Here is a 19844-nt window from a genome sequence, read left to right as displayed (position 1 = left end):
CTCTGCTTTTTATTGTGGGTAGCGCAGGCCCCGGGCGGGGTTGGTGAAATGCAGTATAGGTGGCATTACGCCGCTGTCTCGGCAGGTTCGTCGCCATTGAAACGTGCCGTGGCCGGCGATGATTCCGGGCGAACTTCTACTACGCTCAGAGGGATGACTGACCCGATCCACTCACCACGCGGGGGAGACAGCAATGACTGAACGCCACGAGGAACACAAGGAGACGCTTTCCAACGGATGCTCGATCAAAGTCACAGCCGAGATACTGAAAGACGGCTCCCTGAAAATGCTCATCGGGGTGTACCGGCCGGACGGTTCGGTGATCGAAGAAAACCACCATCCGTCCCCGCACCTGCTGGACATGGAGGCGGCGATGGACTGGGCCATCGAGCAAGCCAAGACCGTCGGCAACAGTCAGCAAACGTTGTAAGAGCGGCTCGTCACCGCTCTGTTCATCATCCTTATTGCGTACCGAACATGGCCGTCCAGTAGATGCCTGCATCGCTTTTCGGATCGTTCGCGTAAGCCGCGCCGAGCTCACGGAACTGTGGGTTCATCAGGTTGGCGCAATGACCGGGGCTGGCCAGCCAGCCGTCGACCACTTTACGCACGGTGTCTTGCCCGGCGGCAATGTTCTCGCCGATCTGCTGAAAGTTGTAACCCGCCAGTTCCGCGCGATCCCCTGGCGTGCGGCCGTCGCGGTCCTTGTGATCAAAATAGTTGCCGTTGGCCATGGCCCGCGAGTTGGTTTCGGCGGCGGACGCGAGGGTGGCGTTCCAGGCCAGCGGCGTGGTCGCGGCAAATGACTGGGCGCCGCACTGACGGGGTTTGCTGCGCGCGGCATTGAGCTCGACCAACAGCTTCTGGCCTTCGGCGGCGGCATCACCCAGGCGCGCGGTCAACAGCGGGCGGGCGAGCACGATGCGCCAGTCGTTGCCTTGGCGGCTGACGCCGATGTCGACGAATTTCAGGTTAAGCACCACCTGGCAGAAGCTTTCCTGTATCGCCATCATTGCCGATTGCGCATCACGCGGGCCGGTCAGGGATATCGCCTGCACATGGAGCATCGGGTACGACGCACGCACCATGGCCTGCTGCAAGTCGACCTGCCCGCTGGCCGGCAAAATCAGGCGCGGATCGCTGGTCAATGGTGGCAACTCCGGCGAGACCTGACCGGCGCAACTCTGCGGCAGGCTGCGAAAGGCGTTGATCGAATCGGCCAGTTGCGATTCCTCGGACGCCATGGCCGTTGTGGCAAGCACCAGACCCAACGACAACCCCGACAAGCGCATAGCGGATGAAAAGACGTGCATGGAAACCCCCTTGGACGGACTGCGCCCATGATGCGCGAATTCCCCCCGTACAAGGCAATGGCTTTTTGCAGTTTGTTGCTGAGTAGTTGATATGATTTGGCTACTACCCTAATCCGACACCTTTCAGAGTGTTTGCACCATGCCCGCTAAATGCATCGCCGCGTTTCTCGCTCTGTGTCTACTTACCGGTCAGTCCATGGCGGACGATCAACAACAAAAAAAGGAGGTTGCGCAAGACAAGGCGCAGGTGCTTGAACAGAAGGCCGCCGAGAAGAGCAGTAATGTGCCGGTGCCCAAGTCCGAGGCCATCACCCAGTCCGAAGTCCAGGCCGTCGACCCGGCCGGCACGGCGCCGCTGGACGACGCGATTACCTGCATGGCGCGCTCCATCTACTGGGAGGCCAAAGGCAAGGACACGGCCGATATGGAAGCGGTGGCCAACGTGGTGATGAACCGCCTCGGCCACGAGGGTTTTCCCGATACGGTGTGCGCAGTGGTCAAGCAAGGTTCCGAAACCAAGAGCTGCCAGTTCTCCTGGTGGTGCGACGGGAAATCGGACTCGGTCCAGGAAGAAACGCAATATGCGCTGGCCAAGGAAATCGCGCGCAAGGCGCTGAACAAGCAACTGCCGGATCGCACCGGCGGCGCGATGTATTTTCACGACAAGACGGTGAAACCGGTCTGGGCCAAGGAGTACATCAAAACAGCGAGCATCGGTTTGTTCGTGTTCTACAAGCCCCATGACGGGTCGGCGAAGTAGCTCGGCCGACCCAGAGGCTCACAGCACTTAAGCCTCGCGACCATGCGCTGCGGCGGCCAGTTGCCCGGTATCGACCCGGACAAACACTGAGTCGCCCACCGCCGTGAGCACGCCGTCGGCATAGACCTCGCAGATGACGCGGGTCTTGCGCCCGACCTCGCCCTCAACCCTGGCGCGCAAGGTCAGCGTAACGCCCATCGGCGTCGGCTTGATGAACTTGATGCCCAGGTTGCCAGTCACGCAGTCGATGCGCGGCAGGGAGCCCGGCTCGCGGTTTTCGGCCCGGTAGTGATACGCCATGGCTGTCCAGTTCGAATGGCAATCCACCAACATCGCAATCAAGCCCCCGTACACCAGATCCGGCCAGCCACAGTATTTGGCCTCGGGCAGGTGCTCGGCGACGACGTGGACGCCGTCCTCGTGCCAGTGGCTCTTGACGTGCAATCCGTGAGGGTTGCGGCTGCCGCAGCCGTAGCACACGCCATCCGGTGCGGCGCGGTCCTGCATGGAGATATCGAGCATGGTGATCCCTTGTTGTGCCTTGAAGTCCGTCTGCGATTAAAGCGCTGGAACGAGGGGAAGTCCATTGCGCCATCCTGGTGCTTTTTTAACAGCGCACGCCGAGCGCCATCGGCTTTCCCATACGGGCACCGGTGCTTTCAAATCAATGAGATAGCGCGGTGATGCAAGTCGGGCGCAAACGTGGCATGCACATTGCTCCTGTCACAGCGCACCTTTTTCGGTGCGAATGATCCGGGACGACCCGGAGGCCTCACGGCTGTGCGATATCTGGACGACCAGGTGACATTTTGACTAATCATCAGGAGGTTACTTATGGCGCCCATGCCTCGAATTGCCCCTCATTCAGCCTTTGAAACCTTGCCCCTCGTCGACATCAGCGGGCTGTTTTCGAACCTCGCATCCGAACGCATAAACGCAGCGATTGCCTTGGGCGACGCCGCCTCGCAAGCCGGGTTTCTCTATGTGACCGGGCACGGTATCGACCCGCAGATCATCCATCGGCTCAAGCAACGGGCAGCGGAATATTTCGCCCAGTCGACCGAGCAGAAAATGCAGGACTACATCGGACTGTCGAGCAATCACAGCGGCTATGTGCCCGAAGGTGAGGAGCAATTTGTCGAAGGGGCTATCGACCACAAGGAAGCCTTCGACGTCGGCTTCGATTATGCGTCGCCGCTGGGGCGACGGCCGATGCTTGGGCCGAATCGCTGGCCGGTCTTGCCGGGTTTCAAGGACGACATCAAGGTCTACTACGACGCGGTGTTCAATCTCAGCCTCACCTTGTTTCGCGGCTTCGCACTGGCGCTGGGCCTGCCGGAAAATGCCATCAGCCAGCGGGTGAACAACCCGCCGAGCCAACTGCGCCTGATCCACTATCCCTTTTCGCCGAATGCCCCGGTGGATCGCCCCGGCATCGGCGCGCACACCGATTACGAATGCTTCACCATCCTGCTGCCGACTGCACCGGGCCTTGAAGTGTTGAACGGGGTCGGGCAGTGGATCGACGTGCCGGTGGTGGACGGTGCGTTTGTGATCAACATCGGCGACATGATGGAAGTGCTGAGCAACGGCCGCTACGTCGCCACCGCTCACCGGGTGCGCAAAGTCGCTCAGGAGCGCTACGCCTTCCCGATGTTTTGCGCCTGTGACTACGACACGGTGATCGAGCCCATCGCACAGTTGCTCGACCCGCAAACCCCCAGCCGTTATGGGCCACACGTCTGCGGCGATCACCTCTACGCGCAAACCCTGCAAACCTTCCGCTACCTCAAACAGCGACTGGCCGCCGGCGAGTTGAGCCTGCCCGACGGCGCCAAGGGTTTGTCTTCGTTTGGTCGCGTCGCCATGGCGGGGGAGGCTTGAGATGAATCTGCTGGATCTCGTTACCCAACATCCGCAACCCGCCGCTGATGGCGTACCGGACTGGATGCTCGGCTTCTACAAACGCCGCTCGATCAGTTTCGCTGACGGCCTGACTGACGTGGACACCCACGTCTGCTGGTTTCAAAGCCGCCACTTCACCATCGATCTGCGCCTGCCGCTGGAAGGCCAACAAGTGCCGGCCAAACCGCTGCTGGAATACAGTGCCGAAGAACTGCAGACCCTGGCCAATTACGAAGGCTGGGAAGCGTTGTGTTCATGGGAAGGCGACGTGTTGAATTGGCACACCGACACCTCGTTACAGTTGCATAACCGTTGGCCCGAGCCCGGTGTGCTCAAGCGCATCGGCAACTGCATGATCGAGTTTTCCCCCAGTGGGGCCTATGTCGAGGACTGGCGACTCCAGGTATCAAAGTCGGGTGCGTTGATCGGCTTGCGCTTGATTGAGGAACGAGAGGTGCTGAGCGGTTTTGTGCTGCACCGTGGCGGTGGTTTGATCGTCTGCGGTGAGCATGCGGCGTTGGTGCTCGGGCGGGCTGATCCGCTCGAATCCAGTCCTGAGGGCGAACCGCTGCGGGATCTGATCGCCCGCCACGGTGAAGACCCGCAATGGCTCAAGCGTGCATTCAACTTTGAGACATCGGTGGCCGAAGGTTCTCTCGAAACAGGCTACAAAGTGACGCTTTCCACCTGCGCCGGGCGTGTCGGTCAGCCGCTAATTTCACTGGAGGGTTTCGAGCGGCTGGCCGACGGCAAGCACGTCTCGCAATCAGTCGCCGTCGATGGCGTTGCCCGAGAACGCCTGTTCGTCATCGACACCCTGGAACCCGACGTCAGCTACACACAAACCACCGGATTCACCGCCAGCGCCGCGCAATGGTACGCACGTGAATCCCCGACCTTGAGCCGCTACACCCAGCCGCTCGTTTGACATCAACGCGTCACCCATTTCATAACCCGTGAGGTTTCCATGAAGGCATTCTCGTGCGTGTTTTACCGTTTCGCAGCGGTGTTGCTGGCCGTCTCCTGTCTCGCGTTCGGCGCTTCGGCGGCGGAGAAAAAGCAGGAGTTCAAGGTGGCGTGGTCGATCTATTCCGGCTGGATGCCCTGGGGTTACGCCAGTGAACACGGGATCATCGACAAGTGGGCGAAGAAGTACGGGATCAAGATCGAACTGGTGCAGCTCAACGACTACATTGAGTCGATCAACCAATACGCGGCTGGCGCGTTCGACGCCTGCGGCATGACCAACATGGACGCCCTGACCATTCCGAGTGCCAATGGCGTGGACACCACCGGCCTGATCCTCGGCGACTATTCCAACGGCAACGATGCCATCGTGCTCAAACACGGCAAGACCTTCGCCGACATCAAGGGCCAACAGGTCAACCTGGTGGAGCTGTCGGTCTCCGACTACCTGATGTCCCGGGCCCTGGACATCCATGGCCTGTCGCAGCGGGACATCAAGATCATGAACACCTCGGACGCCGATGCCGTGGCGTCTTTCACCACCCCCGGCGTGACCGCAGCGGCGCTGTGGAACCCGCAACTGAGCATGGTGATGAAACAGTCACCAACGGCGGTGGAAGTGTTCACCTCCAAGGAAATCCCGGGCGAGATCATCGACATGATGGCCGTCAACACCGAGACCCTGAAGGCCAACCCGGAACTGGGCAAGGCACTGGTCGGTGCCTGGTTCGAAACGCTGCAGTTGATGTCTGGCGACAACGGCCAGGCCATCGCCGCACGCTCCTCGATGGCTGAACGTTCGGGCACCGACCTCAAAGGCTACGAAGATCAACTGACGCAAACCATGCTGTTCTATACACCGGCCACGGCGTTCGAATTCGCCAATTCCGACGCGATCCGCCACACGATGGACAAGGTCCGCACCTTCTCCTTTGCCAAGGGCTTGCTGGGTCAGGCGGCGACCAGCGCCGATGCCGTGGGCATGCAATTCGCCGATGGCTCGACGTTGGGTGACAAGAACAATATCAAGCTGCGGTTTGATACGCAGTTTGTGAACATGGCGGTGGCCAATCAGCTGTGACCGTTCGGGGGGCGTTCGAAGGAACGCCCCCTTATTGGCGGTCAGAACTTGGCGTAGTTCAAGGCATCGACAATGGCTGAACCACCGATGCCGGTCAGCGACAGCAACAGCGCACGAATCAGCGGGTCTTCGGAATAGCGGGAGAACGAGCCCGTGTTGAGCGTGGCGATGCGGTCGCGGATCATCTGGAATTTTTCGTAGTAGCCCGGCTTTTTGGGGGTCTCCAGTAGATAGGCATCGATACGCAGCAATGCCAGCGTACGAGCCTTTTCGGCCGCCCGACGCAGCGACAGTGCGGACGCGAGCAGGATCAGCGTGGTCAGCAGGAATGAAATGACCACGCTGGGAGGCGTCGGCCAGTTGTCGAACAGGCTGCTGCGCGACGCCAGCAGAATCAACATGACCACCGTCGGCGCATAGATCAGGCGGCTGACCGCTGATGTGCGCTTGGCGATCAACTGCAAGTCCACCCATTCATCGATGCAGGGATGCCTGAGAACGCCGAAAATCTTCCCGTGTTCCTGCTGCAGCTTTTCGGGCCAGATCGCATGGTGATTGCTCAGATGCCGTATGAACCGGGTCAGTAGCAGATTGGCGTCCACGACCCAGAACACCAGCACCTGGAAAGCCAGGGTCGGGATCAGCCAAACGAACATCCACCAACTCGACTGACCGCGCACCGGAACCTGTTCCATTGGCCAGATCACAAACAAGACGCTGGTGACCACGATGAACACCCAGGTCGCGAGCAAGGCGCGCAAGAGGCGGGCACCGAACGCTCCGCAGATGCAGTGCTCTCCCCAGAAGCGCGCAATGGAAATCATATTTCGTTCGTCGTCGCAGTTGGCCTGGAACGTTGTGCACGTCTTTGACCAGTTGTCATTGGTACTGACCAACGGGAAAAAAATCAGCAACAGGAAATGCCCAAACTCATTGCACCAACGACGAAAGCTCCAGCGCCTGCCTTTGTGAAAAAAGTGCAGTACCTGGCGGCACAAACCCAATCGGTATCTGCGCATGTAGGCGTGCAACTGGTAGGCGCTTTCTATCTCGGCCCTGTTGATGCGCAGGTTACGCCAGCCCCATGCCAGTGCCGAAAGGCAGATCAGCACGGCGGCGACGCGCAGCGCTACCGTCGGCCAGGCACTGATGCCTTCAAACAGGAACATCGGCTCGCCGAGCCCATTGTTCGTCAAGGTGCTGCGCATTTGGTACGCCAGCATCAACGCGAGCACGAACCCCACGAGAGGGACGACGATGTACCACGTTGGCGAATCGTACACGCCGCTGCTGGCGCTGGCCGTTGCGTTATTTTCCAGTGTCTGCTGGTCGAGGTGACGGGTCCAGTTCGAGGTAATGATGCCCAGCAGGATCAGCACGAACGTGAACCAGAGAAACTCGGCATGCCAGAAGCGGGTGGCGATAAATGCGCAGGCTGCCGCGATCATATAAAGCGTCATGGGCACGCCGCGTACCCAGTCAAGCTTCGTCTCGTGGGCCATTTTTGGCCCCGACACCCATCGCCAGGCAATGAACCCGCCAAGTAGCAGAAGGGTAAACGTCAGCGGCCCAGCCCAGAAAAATGCTTGGGTTCTTTTGAATTCTTCGCGCATGGATTGAGAAGCATCAGGGTAGGGCGGTGGCGATGGATCCTGCAGGCAGTTCAAAGACATCAGATCGTGAGGACGTATGTCTTGATCCGAAACGGTCAGCAGGGTCGCTGCCTCGCAACTCGTCGGGCGTTCATGGATTACCGGGCTGGCCAGCGGGATGAAGCCGCTGATACCCACCTCATACATACCGGGCGAGAGCAGGTTCGATTTCGAATAGTGAAATTTCGCAAACTTGGCGTCGAAGGGTTGTGGTGCCAATGCCGCCAGCACGGACACGAAAACCGAACTTTGCAGACTGTCGCGAAACGGCGGCACGTCTTGTTGCAGGGCGCGCGTCAGCGTCAGCCCATAAGGCGCCGCCAGAATCAGGTTGCGGGTGGTTTCGGCCTGACCTCGTTGCAACATGCGCGCGTCGAGGTCGGTGGAAAAATACAGCTTGTATGGCATCCGGCTCTTGAGCGCCTGCAATACCAAGAGTTTGTCGTAGGTATCGACACCTAATATGCCGATGGCGCCGATGCCTGGTTCGCCGTTTTGTCGATAGACCGCGTCCTCGCGCGCGATGTGGTCGGCAAGGCGTCGCAGGTAGTCGAACTGGGAGTTTCCGTCGGCTTTCTCCAGTGGGCTGAGGTCAATTTTGTTGGCGTCCTTGCTGTTTTTGCCGGCATCGCTGCTGGCGGTTTTGTCATTGCTCGCGGCTTCCTCGGGGAGGCGTCCGTCCAGTCCCCGTAGATAGCTGTAACGTAAAACCCACTTGTCGACTGCTGTCTTGTCGTCGCGTTCGTTCAGGTCGGCCTTGTCGACCACCCAGGCCTTGAAACTTTCGATCAGCGCGCGACTGTAAAAGCTGTCCCATTCGGAAATCAGTGCGATTCGGTCTGGCGGCAGCGGCCAACTGTTCTTTACGCAGAGTTGTCCGTTTCGCTGCCGCTTGTCTTTGCTGCAATGCAGGCTGGTGGCCGGATCGACATTGCGCAGTTTCAGTTCCTCCAGTGTCAGTTGCGCCATGGTGCCGTCGTCGCTGACGGTGCGCAGCAACTTCATGGGTTGTTTGTTCTTTATTGGCGGCTCGGGAACATTGAGGTGGTTTTTCAGTGTCAAGTTGTCCGCAGTGGCCAGGGGCGAGTAGATCTCGACATTGGATGTTGCCCGGGCGTTGGCTTCATCCTGATACATGCCACGCAAGATGGTTGAAGTGGCGGGGCCGATGACTTTGAGCACCGTACGATCGTCAGGCACGCCGGTGCAGGCCAATGGGTAACTGTTTTCGACCGTGCTGCACGCCAGGCTTTGACGCAACTTCTCCAGTTGCTCCAATGGCCGTGGACCCAGTGCGTCCTGCTTGAGCCAGAACACGATGGTGTGGTCGGCGGGTTCGGGGGCGCCTTCAAGAGGTTTGGGTGGATCGAATGGATTGGAAACAAATATTTCATACGGCACATCGATGAAGCGTTGGTCCGGCGAAGGATCAACCGAGAGATCGGCGGCCAGTCTCAAACAATGGATGTACTGCTCCTGATCCGGCACCCGGTGGGAGTTTTTGAACCCGGCAAGCAGGGCATAGCGAGTGCGCCGCCGGCGCTCGACCTCGTCGGCGTAAGGGCCGCCTTCCACCAACGACACCATGATGTCGGGCGGGGTGGAAGTTCCGGGCGGCGAGGAAGCCCTGGGCGTGCACAATTGCGCGGCATCCGGACTCTTGATGTCGTCAAGTTTCTTGCGATAGCGCTCCAGTGCATCAAACGGGTCTTGCCATAACCGCGCCTCAATGGGCAGTTGCGCCTGAAACTGCGCACCGATGGGCCGCGGCTCGAGGAACGGTTCGCGAGTCAGTGCAAACGTCGATACGACCAGACTGAGGATGACCGCACTACCCGGTAGCCAAAACGCCAGATTAGTGCCTGAGTCCTTATTAATGTCCATGGCCTTTCCCTCGAATGGCCGACAGCAACACGTTAGTTATAGACCCGATTGGCAAGTTGGATTTTGAACATGAGTTAGTTTCTGTAGTTGAAACTATTGTTGCGACGGAAAGTTGTAACGCGGTTAATACACTAGTGTGAAATAACCAAAGTTGAAGTATTCGATCCGCTGATCGCCGAATTCTTTCCCCCACGCTAACTGGCGTAGAGTGATGGCTTGAAATCATCTATGCCGCTTTTAAGGTCAAAAGGGATCAACCGCCCATGCACCACATCGGACTCATCGTCTACCCAGGCTTCCAGGTCCTCGGCCTCGCCATGTGCGCCACCTTCGAACTGGCCAATAACACCGCCGAAGAGCCGCTGTACAGCCTTTCCCTGCTGTCCGAGCACGGGGGCACGGTGCAGACCTCCGCCGGATTCGGCGTGGAAACCCAGGCATTCGATCAACGCGCGTTCGATACGCTGCTGGTGATGGGCGACAACCTGATCCGGCCCACGTCGCCAGGCATGGTGGCGTTTTTGCGCCGTGCCAGCGAATCCACCCGGCGGCTGGGGTCGATTTGCACCGGTGCGATTGCGCTGGCCGAGGCGGGTTTGCTCGATGGGCGGCGGGCGACCACGCACTGGTGTCATGCACCGGCCTTGCAACGGGCGTTTCCAAAGGTACTGGTCGAAGAGGACCGCATCTTCATCAACGACGGCAACCTCTGGACTGCCGCCGGCATGAGCGCCTGTGTCGACCTGGCGTTGGCGCTGGTGGAAAAAGACCTTGGCGCCCAGGTGGCGCGCACGGTGGCTCGGCAGTTGGTGGTGTATCACCGCCGCGCGGGTGGGCAATCGCAGTTCTCAGTGATGCTGGAATTGGAGCCGAAGACCGATCGCATTCAGGCGGCGTTGACCTACGCCAAACAGCACCTGAAATCCGCGTTGTCGGTGGAAGAGTTGGCGGGCGCTGCGAATTTGAGCCCTCGGCAATTCAGTCGAGTATTCCATGCGGAAACCGGTCAATCGCCCGCCAAAGCCATCGAAAACCTTCGCGTGGAAGCCGCACGGTTGATGATGGAAACCGGTCGGCATGCCATCGATGTGGTCGCCACCGAAACCGGTTTTGGTGACCGGGAGCGTATGCGTCGGGCCTTTATCCGCGCCTTCGGCCAACCACCGCAGGTGATCCAGCGGTCGAATCGGGTGATGTCCTGAAAAGTGGTGTATTCGACATTTAAGACAAAATATGATTGCCGTAATCTGGATCTCGTTGAAGCCCATTCCCTCCGTGAGATCACCGCCATGACCATCGTCAAAGCCGCTGCCGTCCAAATCGCACCTGTGCTCTACAGCCGTGAAGGCACCGTAGAGAAGGTCGTCAACAAAATTCGCGAACTCGGCGAGAAGGGCGTGCAGTTCGCCGTCTTCCCGGAAACCATCGTGCCGTACTACCCATACTTTTCCTTTGTGCAGTCGCCATTCGACATGGGCTCCGAGCACTACAAGTTGCTCGATCAGGCTGTTGTCGTGCCGTCGGCAACCACCGATGCAATCGGCAAAGCGGCCAAAGACGCCAACATGGTCGTGTCCATCGGCGTCAATGAGCGCGATGGCAGCACCCTGTACAACACGCAGTTGCTGTTTGATGCCGACGGCACGCTGATTCAGGCGCGTCGCAAGATTTCGCCGACCTATCACGAACGCATGATCTGGGGCATGGGCGATGGCTCCGGCCTGCGTGCCATCGACAGCGCTGTTGGCCGTATCGGTCAACTGGCCTGCTGGGAACATTACAACCCGCTGGCCCGGTATGCCCTGATCGAAGACGGCGAACAGATCCACGCCTCGATGTACCCCGGCTCGTTCGCCGGTGAGCGGTTCACCCGACAGATGGAAGTCAGCATCCGCATGCATGCCCTGGAATCGGCGTGCTTTGTGGTCAACTCGACGGCGTGGTTATACCCGGAACAGCAAGCACAAATCATGGCCGACACCGGTTGCGAGATCGGCCCGATCTCCGGCGGTTGCTACACCGCGATCATCGACCCACAAGGTGAAGTCATCGGCGCGCTGACTGAAGGCGAAGGCGAGGTCATCGCTGACATCGACCTGTTCCAGATCGAGATTCGTAAACGTCAAATGGATGGCCGCGGTCACTACAGCCGTCCGGAAATCCTCAGCCTGAACATCGACCGCACACCGCACCGCCATGTGCATGAGCGCAATGCCCAGCCGACACGGGCGGTCACCGGTCAACCGGAAGCGGTGTGATCGGGTAAACGCGAAGTACAAAAAAGGCCCCTTCATCAATCGATGAAGGGGCCTTTTCCGTGGAGGGCAGTTTTACAGTTCCTGGGCCAGGAAGATCAGCGTGTTGCCATGCGCCTCAGCCGCTGCGCGCTGGTTGTAGCTGTCGCGGTGCGAGCAGTTGAAGCCGTGTTCGGCTTCCGGGTACACGACAATTTCCACGTTGTCGTTGGTGTCGAAACGTTCGGCGATTTTCTCCACGGCTTCGAGGGAAATGTGGCTGTCCTGTTCACCGAAGTGCATCAGCAAAGGCACTTCAATGTCGTCGGCGCGGTCCAGGTGATTCTGGATGCCGCCGCCGTAATAGGCGATCGCTACATCCACCAAACCATTGGTGGCCGTGAGGTACGACAGCAGGCCGCCAAAGCAGTAACCGATGGAAGCGATGCCGCCATCCAGCCCCGGCTGGGCATCGAGGGTGTCGATGGCCAGTTTGATGTCGGCCTGGGCCTTGGTGATGTCGGTGGCGTTCATCAGCTCGACGGCGCGTTTCCAGCCGGCTTCGTCGTAGGTCAGTTCGATGCGGTGGCCGTTGCGCCAGAACAGGTCCGGCGCGATCACCAGATAACCATCAGCGGCGTATTGCTCGGCGACGGAGCGGATGTGCTCGTTGACGCCGAAGATCTCCTGGATCAAGACGATCCCCGGGCCACGCTGGGTATGCGGAATGGCCAGGTAAGCGCCAAATTTACCGTCGTCGCTGTCGATCTCGATCCATTGGGTGGTCACGCTCATGGTGGCTCCTGTCTACGCAAGTGAGGTGGAAGGTGAAGCGTGTCACGGTAGCATTTCAACGATTGTGACGGCGCCAGAAAAATCGCGCCAGCAGCGTATCGAGGCTCAGCTTGCCGGCGCCCGAGAGCAGCAAGGGCAGGAGGGCGGCGAGGTAGATCACCGGCAGTTTGAAGTTGCCGTGGCCTTTATTGCTGATGGCGTAACCCTGGGCAAGCTCACTTAATGTAGACCAATCGGCCGGCCAGTGAACGGCGGCAGTGGCGACAACGGTGACCACGATCAGGATGATCGCCGAGACCCGGGTGCCCACACCCACCAGTATCGCGAGGGCGCAAATCAGCTCCGCCCACATCGACAGTTCCCAGTTCAACGTGGCAGGCACGTGATCGAACGGAAATGGAAAACGGTCCTGGATGTCGGCAAACCAGTTCTCGCCGTTCCATTTTTCCAGGCCCGACTCAAAGAATTCCCAGGCAATGAACAACCGCAAGGTCAGGGGCGCGAGCCAGCTACCGGCACGGTCGAGGTTCAGGTGCAGGCCTTTGACGGCCGAAGAGATTGAAGTGTTCATGGGCTAGATCTCCGTCAGGTCAGGAATGCGGGGCATCGAGTGCCCCGCGCAAGGGGACTACTCGGCGGCACCGCACTTGCCTTCGCCACATTTGCCTTCGGCGGGTTTTTCCGCGGTGTCGGCCTGGACCTGGCTGTAACCGTGGGCCAGTTGTTTCATGCTGAACGCTTCGGATTCGGAGGCCGAAGCGATGTTCGACAAGGCCAGGCCACCGGCGATGAGCAGGCCGAGGGTCAGGGAAGAAGTGGAAAGCTTGAACATGGTGATACTCCGTACAGTGAGTGAGTTGAGCGCTTTGATCGGCTTGGCCAATCGACCGGTGCAGTTGACCAAGCCGGTGTATCTGCGATGTGTCGTTGGGGCGGGGTTTTATGGACGGGGTGTGTCAGGGGCGGGGCTGTACACACGCTGATACACAGCCACCGCAAATCCCCTGTAGGCGTTGGGTTTTGGATTGGGGTGAGGCCGCTGTGATTCCTGGCCGACGCGCAGCGTCTAGCCTCAGTGTCCCCGCAATCCCATGGGGCGTGACTTTGGAACCTCGCATGCAAGCGCTGTTGAACGAGATCCTCGACGCTGTCCGGCCGCTGATCGGGCAGGGCAAGGTGGCGGACTACATTCCTGCCCTCGGCACCGTGCCGGCCAATCAATTGGGCATTGCCGTGTACAGCAACGACGGTGAGTTGTACTGCGCGGGCGATGCCGAGACGCCGTTCTCGGTGCAGAGTATTTCCAAGGTCTTCAGCCTGGTGCAGGCCATCGAACACTCCGGTGAGGCGATCTGGGAACGTCTGGGCCACGAACCTTCCGGTCAACCCTTCAACTCGCTGGTGCAGCTGGAATTCGAGCGCGGCCGTCCGCGTAATCCCTTCATCAATGCCGGCGCCCTGGTGATCTGCGACATCAACCAGTCGCGCTTTGCCGCCCCGGCGTTGTCGATGCGTGATTTTGTCCGTCGGCTGTCCGGCAATCCGCAGGTCATGGTCGATGGCAAAGTCGCCGAGTCCGAATACCAACACCGTGCGCGCAACGCCGCCATGGCCTACCTGATGCAGTCGTTCGGCAACTTTCACAACGACGTCGAATCCGTGCTGCGCAGCTACTTCAGCCACTGCGCGTTGCGCATGAATTGCATCGACCTGGCCCGGGCGTTCTGCTTTTTGGCCAACGACGGGTTCTGCAAGCACAGCGGCGAACAGATCCTCACTGCGCGCCAGACTCAACAGGTCAACTCGATCATGGCCACCAGCGGGCTGTACGACGAGGCCGGCAACTTTGCCTATCGCGTGGGTTTGCCGGGCAAGAGCGGGGTTGGCGGCGGAATTGTCGCCGTGGTGCCGGGGCAATTCACGGTGTGCGTCTGGTCGCCGGAACTGAACGCCGCCGGCAATTCCCTGGCCGGGATGGCCGCGCTGGAATTGCTGAGCCAGCGGATTGGCTGGTCGGTGTTTTAACGGGCAGGATTAATGACGCTCCGGAAAATTTCCTATACATTTTCCGGCCGCCCCCTGCATGGTGAAACCGCTTCATGTCTCTTGCGCTCGAACGTCTAGTCGCTGGTACGCCGATTCCTTTTGCCGGTAATCGTGTCACGGTCGTCAGCCCCGAACTGGCCGCACGCTTCCAGCCCGGCGACCACCTGCTGGTGGAACAGGTCAGCGGCGAATTGTTGCTGATCCCGGTGGCGGACCAGCAAGCGGCCAGCGTTGCGATAGAGCGCGCAGAAGCAGCCTTCATCGCGATGTCGGCGGTGTCGGATCAAGCGATCAGCCACTTCTTCGACCTGTTTGCCCAGCGTCTGGAAACCCCGCAATGCTGGGACTTGATCGCGGCCGCCAACCTCGCTGACATCGAGCGCGCCAAAGCCCGTGGACGCTCAACCACGCGCTTGCTGGCCGATGAACGCATGCGCCGCGACATGATCGCCGGCCTGCGGGCGTGGCGCGATGCGTCGGCCACGCGCGGCAAAGTGATCAGTTGCGTCGAACATGACGGCTGGAAAGTCGAGCAAGTGGTGTCGCCGCTGGGCATCGTCGCGTTTGTCTTCGAAGGTCGACCGAACGTGTTCGCCGATGCCGCCGGTGTCTTGCGCACCGGTAACACCGCGGTGCTGCGTATCGGCAGCGATGCATTGGGCACCGCCCAGGCCATCGTCACCCATGCGCTGAACCCGGCGCTGAGCGACGCCGGATTGCCGGTCGGCGCGGTGTCGCTGGTCGAAAGCGTCAATCACGCGGCCGGTTGGGCGATGTTCGCCGACCGGCGTCTGTCCCTGGCCGTGGCCCGGGGTTCGGGGCGTGCGGTCAGCCAATTGGGCAGCATCGCCCAACAAGCGGGCACCGCCGTCAGCCTGCACGGCACCGGTGGCGCCTGGCTGATTGCCGACCAACACGCCGACGCGACGCGCTTCGCCGCCGTGGTGCGCAATTCCCTGGACCGCAAGGTCTGCAACACCCTCAACGTCTGCTTGATCCAGCGCGACCGCGCCACCGATCTGGTGCCGCTGTTTCTCGATGCGTTGCAACAGGCCGGCACTGCACGGGGCCAGGGCTGCAAGTTGCACATCGTCGAGGGCAGCGAGGCGTGTTTGCCGACGGAATGGTTGAGCGCGAGCGTCGAGGTGTACCGCGCCGAAGGCTACCGCACCGAAGCCATGGCCGAGCCACTGCCGGAGGAGCAATTGGGCCGCGAGTGGGAATGGGAAGAAACCCCGGAAGTCAGCCTGATGATCGTCGATGACCTGGACCGTGCGATTGCCTTGTTCAATCGCTATAGCCCGCAGTTCACGGTGTCGTTGATCAGTGAGGATGACGCGGCGCATGAGCGCTTCTACAACGCGGTCAACGCGCCATTTGTCGGCAACGGCATCACGCGTTGGGTCGACGGACAGTACGCCTTGAACAAGCCGGAGTTGGGGCTTTCGAATTGGGAGAGTGGTCGACTGTTTGCGCGCAGCGCGATTCTCTCGGGAGACGGTGTATTCACCATTCGCAGCCGCATGACGCAGACCGATCTGTCGGTCAAGCGCTAGGGATTCCGACCGCAGGCGAGGGGGCACACTATAATTAAGGTGTTTGCTCCTTCGTTCTGAAAGAGGGATCCATCATGAAACTCCGTTCCTTCGAGCAATATTCCCATCACCTGGAATCGGTCGCTCACGATACCTGGCTGACGGCCCGGGTGAAGTCGGCCCTGGCCATGGGCGAACCCACCCTCGCCATGCACATTCACGTCAAAACCCATGCGGGCACCGTGGCGTTGAGTGGTCGGGTCAACACCCATCGGCAATGTGAACAGGCTGTGGCACTGGCCCGCTCGGTTCAAGGTGTGGTCGACGTCGATGCCCGGGAATTACTTACACACGTGTTCAAACCAGGCACTTTTCCCGAAGCGCCCAACGCTGAGGAGAGCGCTGAGCAGCGGCCACGTTCGTCAGACGACCAATGACCCTGTCAGCAGCGCTTCCGGGATCGGGAGCGCTGCGCAAGGGCTGATCATCAAGCGGCTTCGACCGCTTTGCCGTACACCGCGCACGTCGTCGGATGTTCCGCCAGCGAGACGAAGGTGCGGGTGCTGGCCTCCAGGGCGTCAATCGAACCGGTTTCGATGTCGTAGACCCAGCCATGCAAATTCAACAGGCCTTTTTCCTGCGCCAGGCGCACGCTCGGGTGTGTCTGGATGTTGGCCAGTTGCGCAATGACGTTTTCCCGGACCATTGAACTGACCTTCGCCGCATCACTGGCGTGAGGGCGGGATTCGTTGATGACTTTCGCCGATTCGGCGTGCTGCAACCAGCCGCTGACTGCCGGCAGGTGATCCATGCATGTGCACTTGGCGATGGCGGTCATGGCGCCGCAATCCGAATGGCCGCAGATCACAATGTCGGTCACACCGAGCACTGCGACCGCGTATTCAACCGTGGCCGACACACCGCCCGGATGAGGGCTGTAGGAGGGCACGATGTTGCCGGCGTTGCGGATGACGAACAATTCACCGGGTTCTTGCTGGGTCAGTAATTCGGGCACTACACGGCTGTCGGAACAGGTGATGAACAATGTGCCGGGATGCTGGGTGGTGGCCAGGTGTTTGAACAGGTCGGTGCGTTGTGGAAAAGCTTCGTTCTGGAACTTCAAAAAACCGTCGATGAGCGCTTTCATGCTGATGTCCTCATTGTGTTTGTAGCCGCTGTCGAGCCCGCGAGGCTGCGTCCGGCTGCGAAGCAGTCGCCTGTATTGGCGAGGACTGCGTCCTCGGACGCAGCCTCGCGGGCTCGGCAGCGGCTACAGGGGGGTTGTGTCGGGTTAGAACGGGCGCAGTGGCAGGAACTTGCCGTCCAGGGTGATCACCGCACGGGAGCCGCCTTCCGGGTCTTCGACTTTTTTCATGTCGAGCTTGAAGTTGATCGCGCTGATGATGCCGTCGCCAAATTGCTCATGAACCAGGGCTTTGAGGGTGGTGCCGTAGATCTGGATCATTTCGTAGAAACGGTAAATGGTCGGGTCGGTCGGGACACCGGAGAGGCTGCCGCGCAGGGGGATGATCTGCAGGCGGGCCACCGCGTCGGCGTCCAGTTCCAGCTTGTCGCCGATCACTTCGGCAGCGGCTTTGGGCAACGGATGCTGACCGAGGAGGGCGGCGGTGACGTAGGCCAGGCCCAGGCCGGTGCCGTCGGTCAGGTCCTGCCAGGACAGATTCTTGCGGGCCTTGGCATCGAGGATCGAGGTGGTCAGGGCCAGGCTTGGGTCGTTGTAGGCGTGGGACTGTTGCATGGTGATTCTCCTGTCGGCGTGGTGTTGCTTGGGTGTGAAGCCATCTTCTGCCGATTGATCCATAGCGTCCAAGATCGATATACAATGCTGTGCATAAGCCCTGCCTATAGATGGAATCACCATGCTGCTACGACATCTGCGCTATTTGCTGGCGGTCGCCGACCACGGCGGCTTCACCCGGGCCGCCGAGGCGTTGCATGTGTCGCAGCCGACCTTGTCCCAGCAAATCCGGCAGCTGGAAGAAACCCTGGGCGTAAGCCTGTTCGACCGCACCTCGCGCACCGTCAAACCGACCGATGCCGGCGCGGCCTACATCGAGTGTGCTCGTCGCGTATTGGTGGAACTGGAAGCTGGAAAACGTGCGCTGCATGACGTGAAGGACTTGTCCCGCGGCACCTTGCGCCTGGCGATGACGCCGACGTTCATGGCGTATCTCGTGGGGCCGCTGGTGCGCGATTACGTGGCGCGGTTTCCGAATATCCATCTGGAGATTTTCGAACTGTCGATGGGTGACATTGAAGCGGGGTTGGCGGATGACTCACTGGACATCGCCATTGCGTTCAATGAAGTCAGAAATGCCGACATTGAATCGATTCCAGCGTTTACCGAGACACTGGGGGTGATGGTGGGGCGCGCTCACCCGTTGTATGACAGTCAGCTCGCATTGCCCGCTGAAGAACTCGCTCAACTGGAGTTCGCGCTGTTGACCCCGGACTTCATCACCCGCACCCGCATCAATGAGTATTTTGCCCAGGAGCAGATCACGCCGAAGGTGGTGATCGAGGTCAATTCTGTGAGCACCTTGCTGGAAGTCATTCGGCACACGGCAATTGCCACCATCCTGCCGGAAGCCATCGCCAGCCAGGAGCGTGCGCTGCGCAAGATTCCATTGGTGGGGGAGGCGCCAACCCGCGGGGCGGCGTTGTTGCGTCGTAAAAACAACTACCACAGCGCGGCGTCGGTGGCGTTTATGAATCTGGTGTTGGGGCTGTAAAACACTCAGGCACAAAAAAGGGCCTGCTCTTTAATGGGAGCAGGCCCTTTTTTATCAGTAAGTCAGTTTGTTAGTAGAACCGATCAATCACCCAAACTTCGTTTTGGTTCTGCAGCGAAGCCCATGCCTGTTTCAGCGTTTGCAGAACATTACCGATGAAGTCCTTGTCGGCCGCGGCTTTCTTGCCGACATAGCCCTGGCCGCGACGGTACATCTTCAGTCGGGCGAGCAGGTTCTGGTTGTTCTGGTCGAACTCCGCTTCATGAGCGTGAGGCGACAGGCAGTCGATATGAACCTGGCCCGATTTGCTGATCCACAGAATGTGGCTGTCGTGGCTGTCTTTTTGCGCCGCGAACAGACGAGCCAGTTCATCGATAGAAGGTTGATTGTTCAGATTCATAATTTGCCCCTTGACCATTTGGTGATCTTTCAAAGTTGGTTCGCTAATACAAGTAGCCCATCGGTTAGTTGATCCCTGGCACCGAAACCAGGACGTCAGCGGTCGGCCGTCAAATTCAACGGGTCTCGCGTCTGTTGCATGTAGTCGTGTTGAATAACTGCTACGCGTTAGCGTCACAACGAAGAGAAGCAGCGAATACCTGGAGGCCACTGCCGACTTTTCAGGGTCGGCCACAAGCTTCATGAGGATTGATCGCTAGCGCTTCTCGTCCTTGTACTGGACGTTCGGGCCAGGTCAGCTTCTTCAATCTGCCTTGTGGGCAGCGTGTATCCGGGAAAAACAGCTCGGCGGTCAGACGAGCTTGCTCAAACATGTTGCTGTACTCCCGATCGGGGAGATGTCTGCATCATGCAAGGGCAAAACGGAAGCGTCAACCGTTATGTAGTGATTTTTTTCAGTCACTACATATTGTCGGACAAAACGGATTGGAATGAAAAAGCGAGGCCGGGACACGCCCCTC

20 protein-coding genes are annotated in these 19844 nt (G+C 59.6%); 11 read left to right on the top strand and 9 right to left on the bottom strand.

Features of this window, described 5'->3' with window-relative positions; genetic code table 11:
* Positions 1-193: 193 nt before the first annotated feature.
* Positions 194-430: a hypothetical protein gene (locus tag H8F22_RS01235; RefSeq protein WP_027925306.1), complete on the top strand. Its 237-nt coding sequence runs from the start codon at positions 194-196 to the stop codon at positions 428-430.
* A gap of 31 nt (positions 431-461) precedes the next feature.
* Here the strand turns inward: H8F22_RS01235 and H8F22_RS01230 are convergent, their stop codons facing one another.
* Complete coding sequence (locus H8F22_RS01230) at positions 462-1313, bottom strand: CAP domain-containing protein (RefSeq protein WP_027925307.1); 852 nt, start codon at positions 1311-1313, stop codon at positions 462-464.
* A 139-nt stretch (positions 1314-1452) separates the two neighbouring features.
* Here H8F22_RS01230 and H8F22_RS01225 point away from each other — a divergent pair, with 139 nt between their 5' ends.
* Complete coding sequence (locus H8F22_RS01225; protein WP_027925308.1) at positions 1453-2073, top strand: cell wall hydrolase; 621 nt, start codon at positions 1453-1455, stop codon at positions 2071-2073.
* A 27-nt stretch (positions 2074-2100) separates the two neighbouring features.
* Here H8F22_RS01225 and H8F22_RS01220 read toward each other — a convergent pair whose 3' ends face one another.
* Positions 2101-2595, bottom strand: a complete 495-nt coding sequence (locus H8F22_RS01220) for a PaaI family thioesterase (RefSeq protein WP_027925309.1) — start codon at positions 2593-2595, stop codon at positions 2101-2103.
* Positions 2596-2907: 312 nt separating this feature from the next.
* Here H8F22_RS01220 and H8F22_RS01215 point away from each other — a divergent pair, with 312 nt between their 5' ends.
* Genes H8F22_RS01215 through H8F22_RS01205 form a run of 3 tightly spaced genes read left to right on the top strand, consistent with a single transcriptional unit; the run spans position 2908 to position 6025 of the window.
* Positions 2908-3957: an isopenicillin N synthase family dioxygenase gene (locus tag H8F22_RS01215; RefSeq protein ID WP_407692644.1), complete on the top strand. Its 1050-nt coding sequence runs from the start codon at positions 2908-2910 to the stop codon at positions 3955-3957.
* A 1-nt stretch (position 3958) separates the two neighbouring features.
* Positions 3959-4906 (top strand): hypothetical protein, encoded by a 948-nt coding sequence (locus H8F22_RS01210; protein WP_027925311.1) that lies wholly within the window; start codon positions 3959-3961, stop codon positions 4904-4906.
* Positions 4907-4945: 39 nt separating this feature from the next.
* Complete coding sequence (locus H8F22_RS01205; RefSeq protein WP_194939659.1) at positions 4946-6025, top strand: putative urea ABC transporter substrate-binding protein; 1080 nt, start codon at positions 4946-4948, stop codon at positions 6023-6025.
* Between the two features lie 41 nt (positions 6026-6066).
* Here the strand turns inward: H8F22_RS01205 and H8F22_RS01200 are convergent, their stop codons facing one another.
* Complete coding sequence (locus tag H8F22_RS01200; protein ID WP_194939658.1) at positions 6067-9561, bottom strand: hypothetical protein; 3495 nt, start codon at positions 9559-9561, stop codon at positions 6067-6069.
* A 263-nt stretch (positions 9562-9824) separates the two neighbouring features.
* Here H8F22_RS01200 and H8F22_RS01195 point away from each other — a divergent pair, with 263 nt between their 5' ends.
* Together H8F22_RS01195 and H8F22_RS01190 are read left to right on the top strand one after the other, a co-directional pair.
* Positions 9825-10763, top strand: a complete 939-nt coding sequence (locus H8F22_RS01195) for a GlxA family transcriptional regulator (RefSeq protein WP_194939657.1) — start codon at positions 9825-9827, stop codon at positions 10761-10763.
* Positions 10764-10850: 87 nt separating this feature from the next.
* Complete coding sequence (locus tag H8F22_RS01190; RefSeq protein WP_194939656.1) at positions 10851-11819, top strand: nitrilase-related carbon-nitrogen hydrolase; 969 nt, start codon at positions 10851-10853, stop codon at positions 11817-11819.
* 72 nt (positions 11820-11891) lie between these two features.
* On the opposite strand, the gene H8F22_RS01185 is transcribed toward H8F22_RS01190, so the two are convergent.
* Genes H8F22_RS01185 through H8F22_RS01175 form a run of 3 tightly spaced genes read right to left on the bottom strand, consistent with a single transcriptional unit; the run spans position 11892 to position 13422 of the window.
* Complete coding sequence (locus H8F22_RS01185) at positions 11892-12590, bottom strand: dienelactone hydrolase family protein (protein WP_027925316.1); 699 nt, start codon at positions 12588-12590, stop codon at positions 11892-11894.
* Positions 12591-12645: 55 nt separating this feature from the next.
* A complete protein-coding gene (locus H8F22_RS01180) occupies positions 12646-13161 on the bottom strand; it encodes an HvfX family Cu-binding RiPP maturation protein (protein ID WP_027925317.1) in 516 nt (171 codons plus the stop codon).
* Positions 13162-13218: 57 nt separating this feature from the next.
* Positions 13219-13422, bottom strand: a complete 204-nt coding sequence (locus H8F22_RS01175) for an HvfA family oxazolone/thioamide-modified RiPP metallophore (protein WP_027925318.1) — start codon at positions 13420-13422, stop codon at positions 13219-13221.
* A 284-nt stretch (positions 13423-13706) separates the two neighbouring features.
* On the opposite strand from H8F22_RS01175, the gene glsB reads away from it, so the two are divergent.
* The 3 genes from glsB (at position 13707) to H8F22_RS01160 (ending at position 16608) form a co-directional block, all read left to right on the top strand.
* The gene (gene glsB / locus H8F22_RS01170) at positions 13707-14615 is read left to right on the top strand and encodes a glutaminase B (RefSeq protein WP_027925319.1); all 909 of its coding nucleotides are present in this window, start codon (positions 13707-13709) and stop codon (positions 14613-14615) included.
* Between the two features lie 74 nt (positions 14616-14689).
* Positions 14690-16192 carry an aldehyde dehydrogenase family protein gene (locus H8F22_RS01165; protein ID WP_194939655.1) on the top strand — a complete coding sequence of 501 codons (1503 nt, stop codon included), beginning with the start codon at positions 14690-14692 and terminating at the stop codon, positions 16190-16192.
* A 74-nt stretch (positions 16193-16266) separates the two neighbouring features.
* Complete coding sequence (locus tag H8F22_RS01160) at positions 16267-16608, top strand: BON domain-containing protein (RefSeq protein WP_027925321.1); 342 nt, start codon at positions 16267-16269, stop codon at positions 16606-16608.
* Between the two features lie 50 nt (positions 16609-16658).
* Here the strand turns inward: H8F22_RS01160 and H8F22_RS01155 are convergent, their stop codons facing one another.
* Both H8F22_RS01155 and cynS read right to left on the bottom strand, forming a co-directional pair.
* On the bottom strand, positions 16659-17318 hold the full coding sequence (locus H8F22_RS01155; RefSeq protein WP_194939654.1) for a carbonic anhydrase: 660 nt from the start codon (positions 17316-17318) through the stop codon (positions 16659-16661).
* Between the two features lie 144 nt (positions 17319-17462).
* Positions 17463-17930, bottom strand: coding sequence for a cyanase (gene cynS / locus H8F22_RS01150; protein WP_027925323.1), 468 nt, complete (start codon positions 17928-17930; stop codon positions 17463-17465).
* A gap of 121 nt (positions 17931-18051) precedes the next feature.
* On the opposite strand from cynS, the gene cynR reads away from it, so the two are divergent.
* Complete coding sequence (cynR, locus tag H8F22_RS01145) at positions 18052-18924, top strand: transcriptional regulator CynR (protein WP_194939653.1); 873 nt, start codon at positions 18052-18054, stop codon at positions 18922-18924.
* Positions 18925-18994: 70 nt separating this feature from the next.
* Here the strand turns inward: cynR and H8F22_RS01140 are convergent, their stop codons facing one another.
* Positions 18995-19324, bottom strand: coding sequence for a hypothetical protein (locus H8F22_RS01140; RefSeq protein WP_194939652.1), 330 nt, complete (start codon positions 19322-19324; stop codon positions 18995-18997).
* Positions 19325-19844 lie beyond the last annotated feature (520 nt).

Source organism: Pseudomonas mucoides (assembly GCF_015461845.1).
In the GTDB taxonomy this organism is placed as follows: domain Bacteria; phylum Pseudomonadota; class Gammaproteobacteria; order Pseudomonadales; family Pseudomonadaceae; genus Aquipseudomonas; species Aquipseudomonas mucoides.
This window is presented reverse-complemented; position numbering and strand designations above follow the sequence as displayed.